The following is a 16,481-nucleotide window of genomic DNA, read 5'->3' on the forward strand; positions in this document are numbered from 1 at the left end:
AGCTATTATTTATCGTTTAATAAGTTTTTTAATTTATCCCAACGAGGATCTATCTCCTCATTATCTTTTTTTAATGTCTCTTTTTTTGGACTTAATTCTTCTAATTTATCAAGTATGTCAGAATCTAATGTTCCGTCTTCAACTCCTGGATGTACCCTTTTTTGAGGTAATCCTAATACAACTAATTCATATATGTATTGCTGAACATTTACTTCGTATTCTCCATGTGGGAGAATCAGTAATTCTTCATTTTCGTCATTGTATGCTGTGCCAAATTTGATCACTAAGAATAAATCATTTTCTATTGGTAGATCAAAAGGCTCATTTGTGACGTCGCAATTTATATTAACTGTTCCTCTAGCATAAAACTTAAGTTCGAATAATGTACTTTTTTTATTGAACTCTAATTGTATGCTAATGTTTGAACTGTTAAATTCGTCATAATCAAAATGTTCGAAGAACGTATTGTCTATCTCATACTCGAACTGATGTATTCCTAGCTTCAGTCCAACAAAAGGAATATTAAACTCTTTTAGTTGTTTCGTATTCATAATTCAGTTTCGAAAGCCTTCATATCCAATAAGGCGGGTGCAAAGATAAAAAAAAATAGTTATAAACACTTTTTTGTGAACAAAATTATGAGTATCAAAAAATAAAAACTCGCTTTTTCTTTAAAAAGCTGGTGTTCTGAGTGTTTGTCTATTGGTTAAAAAAAAGAGCACTCCACTTGCTTTATTCCTCTTCGTTGCTTCTTTGTTTTATAAAAGGTGCTTTTTTTTCTTTTTGAGCATCCGGATGATTGGATTCCTGTTTGTTTTTTTGTTGTGGTTTTCTAGGTTGCTTTTTTAATGGGTTTTTAGTGAGTTCTTTATATTCTTTTCTGTTCTTATATATTTTTAGAGCTGCAAAAACGGCTTCTTTAAAGGAGCTGTGATCTGCTTTATTTTTACCTGCAATTTCAAAGGCAGTACCGTGATCCGGAGAGGTTCTTATTTTATCGAGCCCTGCGGTATAGTTTACACCCATGCCAAAGGAAAGGGTTTTAAAAGGAATTAACCCCTGATCATGGTAGGAAGCAATAATCGCATCAAAAGATTTGTAATTGTTTGATCCAAAGAAACTATCAGCTGCATAAGGACCATACACTAACATCCCCTGATCATTAATCTTCTTGATCGTTGGTTTTAGAACATTTTCATCTTCCATACCAATAACTCCATTGTCTCCGCTATGAGGATTAATTCCCAGAACAGCTATTTTGGGTTTGGAGACACCAAAATCCTGTTTGAGAGTATGATGGATTGTCTGTATTTTTTGAGTGACTAATTCAGGAGTAATTGTCTCCGCAATGTCTTTAATAGCTACATGGTCAGTTAGTAAACCTACTTTGAGTTCATCTGTAACCATAAACATTAGACTGTTCCCTCTTAGTTCTTTATTCAAATAATCAGTATGTCCAGGGAAGTTAAACTCTTTGGATTGGATACTATGTTTGTTGATAGGAGCTGTTACCAGAACATCTACTTCATTATTCTTTAAAGCATGTGTAGCCGCTTTTAGTGATTTTATGGCATACTGACCAATCTTACTGTCTTCTTTTCCGAAATTGATATCTACCGGTTCTTTCCAGGTGTTGAGTACATTGACTTTCCCGTCGGTAATCTGGGAGGCTTCATCAATTCCATGCAGGTTAATGTTTGTTTTGTGATATTTTTTTAGATACGAAACAATTTTTATGGATGCAAAGATAACCGGAGTGCAAAAATCAAGCATTCTGCCATCTTCGAATGTTTTGAGGATCACCTCACTACCTATTCCGTTGAGATCCCCTATCGAAATTCCTAATCTTATTTTTTCCGCTTTCTTCATTTATAACCTACTTTATGAGTATTTTTGAAGTATAAAATACTTCCGAATTAAAGGACACAAATTTAACTAAATAATTCGCATTTATGTTTACAGGTATCATTGAAGAGCAAGGAAAGGTCATTTCATTAAAAAAAGACAGAGATAATTTGGATATTGTTATGCAGGCTGATTTTACACCAGAATTAAAGATAGACCAGAGTGTTGCGCATAATGGAGTATGTCTTACGGTCGTTGCTATTGATGGAGATACGTATAGAGTCACTGCTATCAAGGAAAGCCTGGATAAAACGAATTTAAATAACCTTTCAGAAGGAGATGTGGTTAATCTGGAACGTGGAATGAAATTAGGAGATCGATTGGATGGTCATATCGTTCAGGGGCATGTAGATCAAACAGCAATTTGTACTGGTATTGTAGCGGAAGAAGGGAGCTGGCGCTATACGTTTTCCTATGATCCTTCTTTAAATAATATAACCATCGAAAAAGGTTCTGTAACAGTTAATGGAGTAAGTCTTACAGTGGTGGATTCTGAAAAACAAGCCTTTAGTGTAGCGATAATTCCATTTACACATGAACATACAAATTTTAATACATTCTCTGTAGGGACGGTTGTTAATTTAGAATTTGATGTTATAGGAAAGTATGTGAAAAGAATTACTGAATTACAATAGTTATTATAAAGTATTCATTTCGATAGTGAGGTTTATTCGAGGAAAATATCTCCTGAGTGGATGTAGAGAATAAACTGACGATATATATTATTTCTCAAGGGGTTTATTATTAGAAAGATAATTTTGATGAAGTCATTTGGTATGTTTTTTGTTATTGTCTAACCAGGGGGACATAGTTAGAAAAGAAGATTTTAAAAATCCAAAAAAAAATTCTGCTTTAATTTCTGTATTATTGTAATACCCTATATAAGATTTGCAATTAATTAATGAAGACGAGTTATGATAGCAATTTTCAAGAATCTGTTTGGTAATCAATCAATAGCATCGGCTACTGCGTATCCTAAAATTTATACCAGGTGTAAAAAACTGGTAGAAGACTACACGGAAGAGCAATTAATTAGAATGTACGGAAAAGAAAAAACGGCTTTTATTCAGAATAATCCTGAGGAGTGGGTTTAGTATAGTTTTTTTGTGCAATTTAGAACGCTGATATTTATTGTGTTAGGGGCTAACACAATAATTCAGTATTGCTTTTTGACTCGAAAGGGGTTGTGCTCTTGTGAGTGATTATTATTATTTTCTAAAACAGTATAAAAGCCTGAATTTATATTGTTATTTCTTCCTAGATAAGCTTTTTGATATATCTGCTTCCTTGCAGGTGTTATAGAGTGAATAGTTCCTGTTTTTTGGGGAGAGCTTTCCGATTTTTTTTCTTTTAGTGTTGTATAAAGTGTTAAGTTAATTCTTGTGATTTGAAGCTGTATTATAGTAATGAATGTTAATGTTTTGTTACAAATAAATAAGTAAAACTATCAAGTTTGATAGTTTTGTTTATATAAGTTTCAGTATAGTAGCAGGTTGTTGTATTCTTTGATTAAGGTTTATGGGGAGAGGCTGTTGGTAGGTGATAAAGGATATTAAAATATCGAATATCTTTATAAGGGAATATGTCTGTAATATATTAATGAGGAGGTTTTATGTTTTTAGGATGTAAAAAAACATATTTTTTAGGAGCGTTTTGTTTTAGGAATAACAAAATAACACATAAGTATATGGAACAATTAAGAATAGGTGTTATATTTTGGTTTTTGTCGCTTTCAGTTATTGGACAAACCACTTATCTGATAAATGATTTTTCTGATGTTTATAAAGGGAAGCTGATTATTGATCAGGGATATGAAGAAGAAGTGTTTAAAAAAGGAACAGTGATCATTCTAGAAAAACTATCCGAAAAGGAGGTGGTTGCAATATCTTCAGAAGAACTTACTTTTTCGCTGAATGAAGAGGGAGAGGTTGAAACAGGGGTGGTGTCATTGCCGTATGGGGAACAAAGTATCATTATTAGTGAAGATGTTAATTTTGATGGAGTCAAAGATATAGTGGTTATGGATGGGCAATATAGTTGTTATCATGGTCCTTCTTATCAGGTATATCTTCATAGAGAAGGACAGTTGATTCACAGTCCTTCATTTACCAGGTTGGCTCAGGAGTATTGTGGGATGTTTCAAACGAACAATGAGACCAAGACAATTGAAACAATGACTAAGAGTGGCTGTTGCTGGCATCAGTTTTCTCAATTTGAGGTAGTGAATAATGTTCCTGTACCGATAGAAGTGGTTGAAGAAGAGTATCAATATTTATATCATATCACACGAACTAAGACCTGGAGAGGAGGGCGAGCCATTGAAAAAACAGAACGCCGAATGAATAAGGAGGGGGTAGCGATAGAGGTTTTGATGAGTTTTCGTTTATTTAAAAATCAGAAAAAGGTTTTGCTTTTCGCTTCGGAAGGGCGATTGAATTATGTATTGTTGAAATCAGAGGGAGAGCTAGTGGAATTTTCTTTTCCTGCTGATAATCTGATAGATGCAGGTAGGTTTACAATAGATGCTTCAAAAAGTAAATTAATTTTTAAAAATAAAGAAGCTATTTATGAAATCTATGAAAAACGAAAACAAGATAAAGTTATGGCTGTGGGGATTTATGTATATGTTAATGGGAAAAAATACCACTTATCTGGGGATTTGAGTACATTACAAGGGGCAATGCAAGGTGTTAGTAGTGAGAAGCTTGTTAATGTAGATGGATAAACGATATAGTATTTTTAATAATAAATTATAGCTATAAAAAATATGAAGTTTGGATATGTGATTCTGTATGTAGAACAGGTGGTAGATAGCCTGACGTTTTATACCAAAGCATTTGGATTTCCACGGCGAATGATTACTCCGGAGAAAGATTATGGAGAGTTGCAGTCAGGAGAAACTGTTATTGCTTTTGCTTCGATAACTCTGGGAGATATGAATTTTAAAAAAGGATTTCAAGCAAGTACATTGGCAGAACGCCCATATGGAATGACGTTAACATTTGTTACTGAATCTATACGGGAAGATTTTGAAAAAGCCATTGCCGCAGGAGCCAAACAAGAAGTAGCGTTAGCGGAAAAACCTTGGGGGCAAACGGTCGGGTATTTGAGAGATCCGAATGGATTTTTAATCGAAATATGTACTCCGATACCTAATACAACAGTATGAAACGAGTAATTCATCCGCAACGATTATTTTTATTAGATGCAGCTGGAGCTTTGTGTACTGCTTTTATGCTTGGATTTGTATTGATTCGTTTTGAAGAGTATATTAGGTTGCCATCAGATATATTGGTCAATTTAGCTGCAATTGCAGGGAGTTATGCTGTGTATTCATTCGTAAATGGTCTGTTGTTTGCTCAGCATTCTTTTTGGCGTTTAGCGATGCGATTTTTAGCAGTGCTGAATTTTGGATATTGTTGTGTGACATCTGGGATAATACTTTATTATTGTAAAATGATGACACCTTTGGGGATAGGGTATTTTCTTCTGGAGATTTTGGTAATTCTTGTGTTGGTAGTTATGGAGTGGCGTGCTGCGGCTTTGTATGATAAGTAAAAAAGGCTTTGCAGTTGATAAAAATGTGTTAACCTCTGATTAGGAGTATAGAGTAAGATGCCAAACGATGCATATGATAAAATTAAGCGTATTTTTACAACGTCTGTAAATTTAAAATAACAATTTGGAGCGGAGTAAAATAAAATGGATAAAGCGAATTAAAAGAATCTTGATTCTTTTTCTTTGTTTGATGTTGATCCCGGTGTTGTATTTGCTGATTTCATTGATTTGTACGGCTATTACAGTAAATAAGACTCCTGATGAAAGTGAAAAGACAGCCACGATCTACCTAAGTACTAATGGGGTTCATCTGGATGTTATTTTTGAAAAAAAGACGATGGATTCTACCTTGCTGAAAGGGATACCTAATCTGGAAAGAACTCGTTATCTTTCTTTTGGGTGGGGAGATGAGAGTTTTTATAAAGATACACCGACCTGGGGAGACCTGACATTTCAGAACGCATTTTCTGCACTGTTTTTACAAAGTACTACATTATTGCATGTGACACGCTATCAACAGAGGCAAGTATCTTGGGTGCCTGTTAAAGCATCTGTATCAAGAATAATACAATTGCAAAAATACATACTGCAGACCTTTGAGTTGGATGAATATAAAGAAAAACAACTACTTCCAGGAATAGGGTATACTGATACAGATGATTTTTTTAAGGCAAAAGGAAGTTATTCTTGCTTTAAAACCTGTAATTCCTGGGTGAATATGGGTTTTAAGGATAGTGGATTAAGGGCATGTTATTGGACTCCTTTTGATTTTGGGCTTCTGAACAAGTACACAAGAATAAGAGAAAAGGAAGAGAAAGCTGGTGTTGATTAAAAATAAAAAAAAAGCCTCATCGTAACAGATAAGGCTTTTAAGTTTTATAAGGTGGTCCCACTTGGGCTCGAACCAAGGACCCCCTGATTATGAGTTGTTTTTTTGTGTTTGATTGTTTTTGAGATATAAGTTTAAGGCGTATACCATATTCTTTTATCCAATAGAAGAAAAAATATTTGTAGTACGTATTCTAAGAAACAATATAAGTTTTATAAAACACTTAAAACCTAAAAATAATCTTCCCATCCATTAGGTTTGTAACCAGGACAATTTCATTTAAAAAATCATAATTGTTTTTGACAGATGTTCTGAAAATAATTGTAAGATTTTTATGTAAAAATTAACCTCAAAAGCGATTTTGCTAGAGCATTTTGTCAATAACATTGATTTTTTGCACACAAAGTAGAGGTAATTGGACTATAAAAAGTCAAATGAAATTGCCCTGGTTTGTAACTCTGTTTATAAAGTTTATTGTATTTTTTTATTATAGTACTGCTGCTTTTATCCAAATTTTAAATACCAAATATTTTTCTTTTTAGCTTGGTAAGGTATTTAAAATTCGTTTAGTGAACGAATCTTCAAAAGTTAATGCTTCAAGAAACATTTGAGGAATAAGTTTATTTTCTATATTTTCATGTGAATAATTAGAAATAAAAGCATTCCAGTCACTATTGTTTTTAAGTGACCTTAATCCAATTTCGTACCATTTAATAATATTAGATTGCCAAGCAGTTTGCATAAATACTGGACAAGAAGAGGGTATATTCCAGTTATCTCCTCTTCCTAAATGAACAGAAGTTGCTGAATTCCTTTGAGATGCCATAAATGTTGCGCAAGGAAAACAAGAAGATACTTTTGTGGTATTTTCGCTACAAGCTATTTCAAAAAGAAATGAATTCGTGTCGATAGAACTTGCATATTTACTCATAGCTACAATCATTCCATGGAAGCTTTTAAATACTTGTCCACTACTAAAATTACTTGTAACTTTAGGATTGATATCTTTTACAGAGATTCTTACACCTCCTATTACTACACCTCCAGAAATTGATTTATTATAGTCATTTAATAAATCTATTACTTTATTTGAATACTCTTTTGCATTATCAAATGCTTTTTTTACATTACTATCATCAGCTCCTCTAAATTTAGGAGTATATAATTCTAAATCTGATGCTCCTACTAGCTCTATTTTACTTGGGTCTGAATATCCTCCTATATATGCACCATACAAGGGACCCAAATTCATTTTGGTTAATCTAGCATCTAATTGTTTTGCAAGCTTGGTTTCAGTCTCTGCTGTTAACATTGCTTGCTCAGTACTACTAATTCTACTATTTTTTGCAACTATTAGCGGAAATTTTGCTTTTGGTATAGACTGACTTATATCAATTGTCACATACTGCTTTAATCTATCTTGAACCTTTTGATGTGTTGCAAAATCTTTAGGCGACTCGTATTGAAATATCGCATTTTTGCCTGTAGATGATAAAATATCTTTTGCATACCCTATGACTACCATTGTAGCGAGTGCATCTGCCGCTTCTTTTGTCATTACTTTATGAAGCTTGTTTTTAGTGAGATGTTCCCCTTCTTCTTGTTCAATGGTAGCGTGTTCATGGGAATGATTTGTCTCACTTTCAAAACCTTCTTTATCACAACTTATAAAAAACGTGGAGATAAGAAGAAATGTTATTAATCTGTAAAATTTAAAAATTGTTGTCATATAATATTAATATAAATTGGTTAAATACTCCCGCAAAACTAATTAACGTGAATCGGAACAGGTATTAATTTTATGTTATAAGAATTAATTTTACGTTAAACAATAAAACACTTATGTTTAAAATCATTTAATGTGCATATTTTCAGGATTTTATGTTTGTTTTAAAACATTCAGTCGTATTACCTGTTCATATCTAAAGAGGTTGTAGATCGGGTTAATTAGTTGGATTATAGCTGTTACTTTTCTTACTATTTCCTAATGGGACAATTTTTTTATTTTCCATGAGGCACTGAACAAAATATCGGAGGTATATTTTTTTGTGAACCCATACCAGTCTTTTTTTTATCAATTCTCTGGTTGAAAAATTTGACTTTTCCTTCATTCGTTAAGTCGTCAAAGACTTCCTTGATTTCATGTTTTTAGGTTATAAAATATCTGGAGTTAGTAGTTTAGTGCAGTTAATGTAAAGGAGTGATGATTTCCTGTTGCAAGAGGTTGCTTATTGGATTTAGTAGCTATTTTAGATTCTTTTTCATCTGGTTCTGCATAAAATGAAGTACGCATTAATTTTTGTACGTGTGGTTTTACTTTGTTTGAAATGAGAACATCATCATATTGAAGTAAAATAAGCTCTATAAATTCTCTGAATTCTTCTGTGTTTTTTTAGGTTATATCAAAAGGATAATCTAAAAAAACTTTGAGGTGTTTTAAGTCAGTATCATATTGACGGAGCTTTAAAGCGAACCAATAATCGAAATCAGGATTTTCCATTTCAATAATAATAGTTTGACCATATTGGTATAAATCATCTCTGGAAGCAAAATAATCTAGAGAAATCAGTGCTTCCAGATAAGCAGTAGCATTAAGAAACTTCCTGGTTTTTTTGTAGTAGCGACTCATGTCTGTGGAATGTAATGATCCTTTATAAGTAGCAAAAGGTCTTCCTTTTTCAATAGTGGTGGTTTGAATTTTTTCTAAAGAGGGTTCTAGTAATTTATCATTGCTTTTGTGTTAAAAAGCGATCAGCTTTTAAAATTCCATATATCTCGTACATCAATAAGGAAATAGCAAAAACCACGCTTAGTTATATCTAAAATACAAATTAATTGAAGGTAGATAATCAAGTAGGGGAGTATCAATAAAAATAAAAATCAAAGAATCATCCTTGAAATTCTTTGTGAAAATACTGTTAACAGATATACAAACTGTATGCAAATAAAAAAGCCTCATCGTAACAGATAAGGCTTTTAAGTTTTATAAGGTGGTCCCACTTGGGCTCGAACCAAGGACCCCCTGATTATGAGTCAGGTGCTCTAACCAGCTGAGCTATGGGACCTAAAACGGTTGGCAAATTTAAGTAAATGAAACAAACACACCAAACATTTTTTTACTATTTTTTAGGCTTCAGCTGTTTGTAAGAGATAAGTTGCTTACCGTGAGTGTTTTTTATTCCTTGGTGCGTTCCTGGCAGAGTTCCACGAGAACCCCATTGGTCGTTTTAGGATGAATAAAAGCAACTAGTTTATTGTCTGCTCCGGGTTTTGGGGTTTTATTGATGAGCTGAAATCCTTCTTTTTCTAATCGTGTGAGCTCAGCTTCTATATCATCAACATCAAATGCAACATGATGAATTCCTTCTCCTTTTTTAGCGATAAATTTTCCGATAGGTCCCTCTTCATTTGTACTGGCTAAAAGTTCTATTTTACTCTCTCCTACCTTAAAGAAAGATGTGATAACGGACTCGCTACTGACTTCCTCTTGCTTATAAGGAGGCACGCCAAGAAGCTTTTCGTATAGAGCATTCGCCTGTTTGATATCTTTGACAGCAATACCTAAATGTTCTATTTTTTTGATGTGATCCATGTTGTTTGTTTTAATATGGATAAAAATACATACTTCTGTCTTGTAATAACCTGTTGAGATTCATTTTTTGGAGAAACAGGTGGAGAAATAGGGTTTTTGGACGGTAAATGGGGCTTAGCTTTCTTATGGAAACTTGCCGGAAATGTGTATTTTTGCAGCCATGGAAACAAATAGACAGAAAAAGATAGCAGGAGTATTACAGCGAGATATCGCTGATATTGTGCAGCAGGCATTAAGGGAAGCAGGAGTGCAGGGGATTTTAGTTTCTGTAACCAAAGTAAGTGTAACTACAGATTTGTCACAGGCAAAAGTGTATCTGAGTGTTTTTCCAAGTAAAGAAGGAGAAAACGTACTAAAAGAAATTCAGGCAGTAAAATCCCAGATTAAACATCAAGTAGCTCAACGAACGAAACATCAGTTACGTCGAACCCCCGAATTGCTATTTTTTATTGATGATTCTCTGGAGTATATTGCTTCCATAGAACGAGCAGTTAAGGGGTTGGATAATCCATTGGAAAACCCAGAGCAGTTAGAGCGAAGACAAAAGAAATAAATCCTGTTATTTTCTATACTTTATTAGAAAATAACAAGTCATTTCTTATCTTAGTCACATATAAAGCAAATTAAAGGGGGCTCCCTTTTTTAATTCTACATGAGATTTGAACTTTCCCTTCTACATCGCAAAACGATATTTGTTTTCATCAGGAAGTAGTAATGCCATTAATATTATTACAGGCATTGCAGCAGCTGGGGTGATTATTGGTGCTATGTCCTTATTCATTGTGCTTTCTGGTTTTGCAGGACTCAAGGATTTTAGTTTGCAATTTTCTACTTTTTTTGATCCGGATCTTACCCTCTTTCCCGGAAAGGGAAAAAGCATCGAATTAACAGCAGAGAAGAAAGAAGCACTTGTAGCTATGGAAGATATTGCTGTTTTTTCTGAAGTAGTAGAAGAAAGGGTATATCTGGAATATGATAATAAGCGAAAAATGGCTTATATAAAAGGAGTAGGGGCTAATTATGACCAGATTATAGAAACCGATAAAATCCTTATCGAGGGGGAGTGGCTGACTGGAAATGATTATCAGGTGGTGGTTGGAGAAAGAATTCGGGCAGAACTAGGAATGTGGACAGGGAATGCTTATGCTAAATTGCTAAGTATGTACGTCCCGAAACCAGGAAAAGGAATTTCCAGAGATTTATCCAAATCTTTTAGAAAAGAGACTGGAGTGCATATAGGAACCTATAGTGTTAATGAAGAGTTGAATAAAAAGTATGTTTTTAGTACGGTGGGGTTGGCCAGGAAATTATTGGGTTTAGAAAAAGAGGAAGTAACAAATATTGAAATAAAGCTTGTTCCTGATGCGGATGAGGCAGTAGTAATAAAGAAGCTGAAAGGAATATTTGGCGATCAGATAGAAATTAAAAACAGAACACAGCTTAATGATACGCTGTATAAGATGCTAAATACAGAAAACCTGGTCTCCTATCTGGTAATTACATTAATAGCTGTTATAGCATTGTTTAATGTGGCAGGGGCTATTATTATGATGATTATTGATAAAAAAGGAAATATCAAAACCTTGTTTAATATGGGGGCTACACTGGGAGATATCCGGAATATATTTCTTATGCAGGGTGCTTTGATGACGGTTTTAGGAACGCTATTAGGATTGTTTTTAGGCTTTGTGCTGATTGTATTACAACAACAGTTTGGATTCCTGATGATCACTCCTACGATGCAATATCCAACCCGCATTACTGGAATGAGTTTTCTGATTGTATTTTTTACAATTACAATAATAGGGACTATTGCAGCCCTTTTGGCATCGAGTAGGATTAACCCAAAGTTAGTTGCTTAGCTTGTTTGATAAGAAATGTAATTCTAGGTAAACTGAAATCCGGAAAATTTCTCTTGTACTTCTCCGAATACAGCAAACACATCTTCAGAATGATCACTGGTCACCATTTTGGTCCTGTATTCTTTGAAGTGAGGAATACCTTTAAAATAGTTAGTGTAATGTCTTCGGGTTTCGAATACTCCTAGTTTTTCTCCTTTCCAGTCAATTGCCATTTGCAAATGTCTTCTGGCAGCCTCTACACGTTCTTCCAGTGTAGGAGGAGGAAGGTGAGTTCCTGTTTTGAAAAAATGCTTAACCTCTCTAAAAAACCAAGGATGCCCAATAGTAGCACGTCCGATCATAGCACCGTCCAAGCCATAGACATCTCTCATTTCTACAGCTCTTTCCGGGGAGTTGACATCACCATTTCCAAAAACAGGGATATGCATTCTGGGGTTGTTTTTTACTTCGGCAATAGGGCGCCAGTCAGCATTCCCTTTATACATTTGAGCTCGGGTTCTACCGTGAATGGCAATGGCTTTGGCTCCTACATCCTGTAGTCGTTCAGCAACTTCTACAATTCGTATAGATTCGTGATCCCATCCCAATCGTGTTTTGACAGTAACCGGAAGTTTGGTGTGCTTAACCATCGCTTCGGTAAGAGAGACCATTAGATCGATGTCTTTCAGAATTCCTGCTCCAGCCCCTTTACTAACGACTTTTTTTACAGGACAACCAAAGTTTATATCGATAATATCAGGATTTGAAGCCTCTACAATTTCGATGGATTTTAGCATAGAATCCAGGTTAGCTCCAAATATCTGAATACCTACCGGACGTTCTTTTTCATAGATGTCCAGTTTGATAACACTTTTTGCAGCATCCCTTATGAGCCCTTCACTGGAAATAAATTCAGTGTATACTACATCTGCTCCTTGTTCCTTGCACAGTGCCCTGAATGGGGGGTCACTTACATCTTCCATTGGGGCTAGTAACAATGGAAATTCCCCTACATCAATGTCTCCTATTTTTGCCAAAGCGTACTTTTTTGTGCAAAAATACAAATTATACCTCTTATGATCTGAAATTACAGAAATAGAAAATGGTCTAGCCGTTGTAACTTAGAATTTAGGAGATGAATAAAAATATTAGGATGGATTCTATAAACCTTTTAAATTCGCCTATATTTGCAAGTCATTATAGTAGCGAAAATTGAAGAACACTATAATGTAACCAGAGGAGTATAGATATGCAGAAAAATATTGTATTATCTTCATTCTTACAGGGAGTTGCTTTTGAGCAAAAACAGCTTGTTTCTAGAAAAGAAGGTTGTTTCTTGTTACAAAGTATTTTAAAAATGAGCAAATGCAGGTGATTTGATAAGAGGCACCGTATAAATTTTAGGAGTATGAAACGAATCTTGGCAAGAATTTATAATATTGTTAAGCACGTGTCATGCGACGTCTAAAAACAGTATTATAGACACATGAAACACATTAGGAATTTCTGTATTATTGCGCATATTGACCATGGAAAAAGTACCTTGGCAGATCGCTTATTGGACTTTACAGGGTCTGTAACTGCCCGAGAAGCGCAGGCGCAATTACTGGATAATATGGACCTGGAAAGAGAACGAGGGATTACAATTAAGAGTCATGCAATCCAGATGGAGTATACATATAAAGGAGAAGAATACATTCTGAACCTTATTGATACGCCAGGACACGTAGATTTCTCTTATGAAGTATCTCGTTCTATTGCAGCATGTGAAGGTGCATTACTTGTAGTAGATGCTGCGCAGAGTATACAAGCACAGACAATTTCTAATTTATACCTGGCGCTGGAAAATGATCTGGAAATTATTCCGGTATTAAACAAAGTAGATCTGCCTAGTGCAAATCCAGAAGAGGTGACGGATGATATTGTAGATCTGTTAGGTTGTACAGCAGAAGAGGTAATTCCTGCAAGTGCTAAAACAGGAATAGGAATAGAAGAAATTTTAGAAGCTATTATAGAACGAGTACCGGCTCCAGAAGGAAACCCGGAAGAGCCGTTACAGGCATTAGTGTTTGATTCGGTATATAATCCGTTTAGAGGAGTAGAAACCTATTTTAGAATTATCAATGGCGAGATTACGAAAGGACAGCAAATTAAATTCGTAGCAACAGGTAAGAATTATTTTGCAGATGAAATTGGAACTCTAAAACTAAATCAAGTACCTAAAAAAGTAATCAAAACAGGGGATGTTGGCTACCTGATTACTGGAATTAAAGATGCTAGAGAAGTAAAAGTAGGAGATACGATAACAGATGCGAAACATCCTACAGAAAATGCAATTGAAGGATTCGAAGATGTAAAACCAATGGTATTTGCAGGGATTTATCCGGTAGATACCGAAGATTATGAAGAGCTGAGAGCATCGATGGAGAAATTACAGTTAAATGATGCTTCTCTTGTCTTTGTGCCAGAGAGTTCGGCTGCTCTAGGTTTTGGATTCCGATGTGGATTCCTGGGGATGTTGCATATGGAGATCATTCAAGAGCGTTTGGAACGTGAATTTAACATGACGGTTATTACTACGGTACCTAACGTATCTTACCATGCATTTACAAATAAGGAGCCAGATACTGTTATTATTGTTAATAATCCGTCTGATTTGCCGGATCCATCAACGATGAATAGAGTAGAGGAACCGTTTATCAAAGCATCTATCATTACAAAAGCAGATTTTGTAGGACCAGTTATGTCATTGTGTATAGAAAAAAGAGGGCAGATTACCAATCAGACCTATTTGACACCCGAGCGGGTGGAGCTTAATTTTGATATGCCATTAGCGGAGATTGTTTTTGATTTTTATGATCGATTAAAAACAGTATCCAAAGGATATGCTTCTTTCGATTATGCGCCTATAGGAATGCGTTCTTCTAACCTGGTAAAGGTGGATGTACTACTTAATGGGAACACAGTAGATGCTCTCTCTGCACTATTGCATAAGGATAATGCTTATGACATCGGAAAGAAAATGTGCGAGAAGTTGAAAGAGCTTATTCCTCGTCAGCAATTCGATATTCCTATACAGGCAGCTATAGGAGCCAAGATTATTGCCAGAGAAACAGTAAAAGCATTGCGTAAGGATGTAACGGCGAAATGTTATGGAGGAGATATCTCTCGTAAGCGTAAGCTATTGGAAAAACAGAAAAAAGGAAAGAAAAGAATGCGACAAGTAGGAAATGTAGAAATTCCTCAAGAAGCGTTTATGGCTGTGTTAAAGCTTAATGATTAAAATATTAAAAAACCTCGGAGCAACATCCGAGGTTTTTTCTATAATATAGTTTACAGAAGTACTTTCTGTTTAGCCTCGATGACTTTTTCCAGGATGTATTCAACCCCTTGCTCATCATTGCTTTTGGTCATGTATTTTGCTGTTGATTTTACAGAAGGAAGCGCATTTTTCATGGCGAAACTATACTGTGCGCTTTTCAGCATTTCCAGGTCATTATTGTAATCCCCAAAAACTAAAGTCTCTTCTGGTAGAATGTTTAGCTTTTTTTGTAATTGCTCAATGGCATGCCCTTTATGCGCCAGTGGATGTGATAAATCCAGCCAGATATCACCGGATACTTTTACTTTTAACCTGTCTTCGAGGTGCTTTAAAGCAGGGTATAAATGTGCTTCAGCTCCTTCTTGATGGCAGATAGCAATTTTTAGAAACTCATCATCTGTGATGGTTGCTAAATCTTCGACAATTTCATATTTCCCATAATATTCCTGAAGCATAGAGGTGAATTCATCTCCGTAATCTTCTATATATCCTTTTTTTCTTCCGCATAGAATTACCTGAGAACCGGGAAGTTTTTTAGTGATATCAAGTAATTCCAGATAGGTGTCCTGATCGATAGGGGTACTTTGAAGTTCTTCCTCTCGCTGCACTGTTAAGGCTCCATTTTCTGCGACAACAATAATATCGTCTTTTATCGGGGATAATTTATGAATAATGCTATAGTATTGTCGACCACTGGCAGCGACAAAAGTGATCCCTAATTGTTTTAAGGAATCGAATAATTGATAAAAATGACGACTGACCTCCCCTTTGGAGTTAAGAAGTGTTCCGTCCATATCTGTAGCGATAAGTTTTATTTGAGATAAGTCCATAATCAGATGCTATTAAATAACAAAGGTATGGGAGTTCTGGAATAACACTAAAGAATATGTTGTAAATTTTGTATTAAATTATATCATTGGATAAATAAAGGTGATCTTTACAGGCTTACAGTTTATAGGCGTCTAAATGTTTAAAAAGAAATAGAAACACATGAAATTTTATCAAAAAGAAATTATTTTGAGACCATTTCCCAGAGGGTTTCATTTAGTAACGGCAGAAATTTTGGAGCTTTTCCCGGAAATTAAGGAAATGTCAAAGGGATTTTTGCAGTTGTTTATTAAGCACACTTCTGCTAGTTTGACGATTAATGAAAATGCAGACCCAACAGTAAGGAAGGATTTTGAACGACATATGAATGTAATGGTGCCGGAAAATCAACCATATTATACACATACCTATGAGGGAACCGATGATATGCCGGCACATATTAAATCTTCATTAATGGGAAGTAATCTTCAGATTCCCGTTACAGAAGGGAAGTTGAATATGGGAACCTGGCAGGGAATTTATCTTTGTGAGCATAGGGATTATGGAGGGGGAAGAAAAATAGTCCTTACAGCATATGGGGTGTAATGATAAAAAATAAAAAAGCCT

At 34.9% G+C, this 16,481-nt stretch carries 18 protein-coding genes and 1 tRNA gene; 10 read left to right on the forward strand and 9 right to left on the reverse strand.

The window, feature by feature from the left end; translation table 11 throughout:
* Nucleotides 1-5: 5 nt before the first annotated feature.
* Both ACFSTE_RS00580 and pdxA read right to left on the reverse strand, forming a co-directional pair.
* Entirely contained in the window at nt 6-551 is a 546-nt protein-coding gene (locus tag ACFSTE_RS00580; protein WP_176028074.1) for a YceD family protein, read from the reverse strand.
* A 181-nt stretch (nt 552-732) separates the two neighbouring features.
* The gene (gene pdxA, locus ACFSTE_RS00585; RefSeq protein ID WP_176028073.1) at nt 733-1,869 is read right to left on the reverse strand and encodes a 4-hydroxythreonine-4-phosphate dehydrogenase PdxA; all 1,137 of its coding nucleotides are present in this window, start codon (nt 1,867-1,869) and stop codon (nt 733-735) included.
* A gap of 83 nt (nt 1,870-1,952) precedes the next feature.
* Here pdxA and ACFSTE_RS00590 point away from each other — a divergent pair, with 83 nt between their 5' ends.
* From ACFSTE_RS00590 to ACFSTE_RS00615, 6 genes are all read left to right on the forward strand, one after another.
* On the forward strand, nt 1,953-2,540 hold the full coding sequence (locus ACFSTE_RS00590) for a riboflavin synthase (protein ID WP_176028072.1): 588 nt from the start codon (nt 1,953-1,955) through the stop codon (nt 2,538-2,540).
* 279 nt (nt 2,541-2,819) lie between these two features.
* The gene (locus ACFSTE_RS00595) at nt 2,820-2,999 is read left to right on the forward strand and encodes a hypothetical protein (protein ID WP_176028071.1); all 180 of its coding nucleotides are present in this window, start codon (nt 2,820-2,822) and stop codon (nt 2,997-2,999) included.
* A gap of 593 nt (nt 3,000-3,592) precedes the next feature.
* The gene (locus tag ACFSTE_RS00600; RefSeq protein ID WP_378257917.1) at nt 3,593-4,630 is read left to right on the forward strand and encodes an XAC2610-related protein; all 1,038 of its coding nucleotides are present in this window, start codon (nt 3,593-3,595) and stop codon (nt 4,628-4,630) included.
* A 42-nt stretch (nt 4,631-4,672) separates the two neighbouring features.
* Entirely contained in the window at nt 4,673-5,074 is a 402-nt protein-coding gene (locus ACFSTE_RS00605; protein ID WP_378257919.1) for a VOC family protein, read from the forward strand.
* Nucleotides 5,071-5,463 (forward strand): hypothetical protein, encoded by a 393-nt coding sequence (locus ACFSTE_RS00610; protein ID WP_378257921.1) that lies wholly within the window; start codon nt 5,071-5,073, stop codon nt 5,461-5,463. The genes ACFSTE_RS00605 and ACFSTE_RS00610 overlap by 4 nt, the downstream gene beginning before the upstream one ends.
* Nucleotides 5,464-5,587: 124 nt before the next feature.
* On the forward strand, nt 5,588-6,295 hold the full coding sequence (locus tag ACFSTE_RS00615) for a DUF2459 domain-containing protein (protein ID WP_378257923.1): 708 nt from the start codon (nt 5,588-5,590) through the stop codon (nt 6,293-6,295).
* Nucleotides 6,296-6,830: 535 nt separating this feature from the next.
* Here ACFSTE_RS00615 and ACFSTE_RS00620 read toward each other — a convergent pair.
* From ACFSTE_RS00620 to mce, 5 genes are all read right to left on the reverse strand, one after another.
* Nucleotides 6,831-8,021: a hypothetical protein gene (locus tag ACFSTE_RS00620; RefSeq protein ID WP_378257925.1), complete on the reverse strand. Its 1,191-nt coding sequence runs from the start codon at nt 8,019-8,021 to the stop codon at nt 6,831-6,833.
* 441 nt (nt 8,022-8,462) lie between these two features.
* The gene (locus ACFSTE_RS00625) at nt 8,463-8,585 is read right to left on the reverse strand and encodes a hypothetical protein (protein ID WP_303246389.1); all 123 of its coding nucleotides are present in this window, start codon (nt 8,583-8,585) and stop codon (nt 8,463-8,465) included.
* Between the two features lie 99 nt (nt 8,586-8,684).
* Nucleotides 8,685-8,921, reverse strand: a complete 237-nt coding sequence (locus tag ACFSTE_RS00630; protein WP_176028066.1) for a hypothetical protein — start codon at nt 8,919-8,921, stop codon at nt 8,685-8,687.
* A gap of 362 nt (nt 8,922-9,283) precedes the next feature.
* Nucleotides 9,284-9,357: transfer RNA gene (locus ACFSTE_RS00635), tRNA-Ile, on the reverse strand.
* Nucleotides 9,358-9,467: 110 nt separating this feature from the next.
* Nucleotides 9,468-9,875 (reverse strand): methylmalonyl-CoA epimerase, encoded by a 408-nt coding sequence (gene mce, locus ACFSTE_RS00640; protein ID WP_176031049.1) that lies wholly within the window; start codon nt 9,873-9,875, stop codon nt 9,468-9,470.
* A gap of 169 nt (nt 9,876-10,044) precedes the next feature.
* Here mce and rbfA point away from each other — a divergent pair, with 169 nt between their 5' ends.
* On the forward strand, nt 10,045-10,437 hold the full coding sequence (gene rbfA, locus ACFSTE_RS00645; RefSeq protein WP_176031048.1) for a 30S ribosome-binding factor RbfA: 393 nt from the start codon (nt 10,045-10,047) through the stop codon (nt 10,435-10,437).
* Between the two features lie 106 nt (nt 10,438-10,543).
* On the forward strand, nt 10,544-11,746 hold the full coding sequence (locus tag ACFSTE_RS00650) for an ABC transporter permease (protein WP_176028065.1): 1,203 nt from the start codon (nt 10,544-10,546) through the stop codon (nt 11,744-11,746).
* A gap of 23 nt (nt 11,747-11,769) precedes the next feature.
* On the opposite strand, the gene dusB is transcribed toward ACFSTE_RS00650, so the two are convergent.
* Entirely contained in the window at nt 11,770-12,762 is a 993-nt protein-coding gene (dusB, locus tag ACFSTE_RS00655; protein ID WP_378257929.1) for a tRNA dihydrouridine synthase DusB, read from the reverse strand.
* A gap of 449 nt (nt 12,763-13,211) precedes the next feature.
* On the opposite strand from dusB, the gene lepA reads away from it, so the two are divergent.
* The gene (gene lepA / locus ACFSTE_RS00660) at nt 13,212-15,008 is read left to right on the forward strand and encodes a translation elongation factor 4 (RefSeq protein ID WP_176028063.1); all 1,797 of its coding nucleotides are present in this window, start codon (nt 13,212-13,214) and stop codon (nt 15,006-15,008) included.
* Between the two features lie 50 nt (nt 15,009-15,058).
* Here lepA and ACFSTE_RS00665 read toward each other — a convergent pair whose 3' ends face one another.
* Complete coding sequence (locus ACFSTE_RS00665) at nt 15,059-15,877, reverse strand: Cof-type HAD-IIB family hydrolase (protein ID WP_176028062.1); 819 nt, start codon at nt 15,875-15,877, stop codon at nt 15,059-15,061.
* Nucleotides 15,878-16,037: 160 nt separating this feature from the next.
* Here ACFSTE_RS00665 and ACFSTE_RS00670 point away from each other — a divergent pair, with 160 nt between their 5' ends.
* A complete protein-coding gene (locus ACFSTE_RS00670) occupies nt 16,038-16,460 on the forward strand; it encodes a secondary thiamine-phosphate synthase enzyme YjbQ (protein ID WP_176028061.1) in 423 nt (140 codons plus the stop codon).
* Nucleotides 16,461-16,481: the final 21 nt, after the last annotated feature.

Source organism: Aquimarina hainanensis (genome assembly GCF_042684685.1).
In the GTDB taxonomy this organism is placed as follows: domain Bacteria; phylum Bacteroidota; class Bacteroidia; order Flavobacteriales; family Flavobacteriaceae; genus Aquimarina; species Aquimarina hainanensis.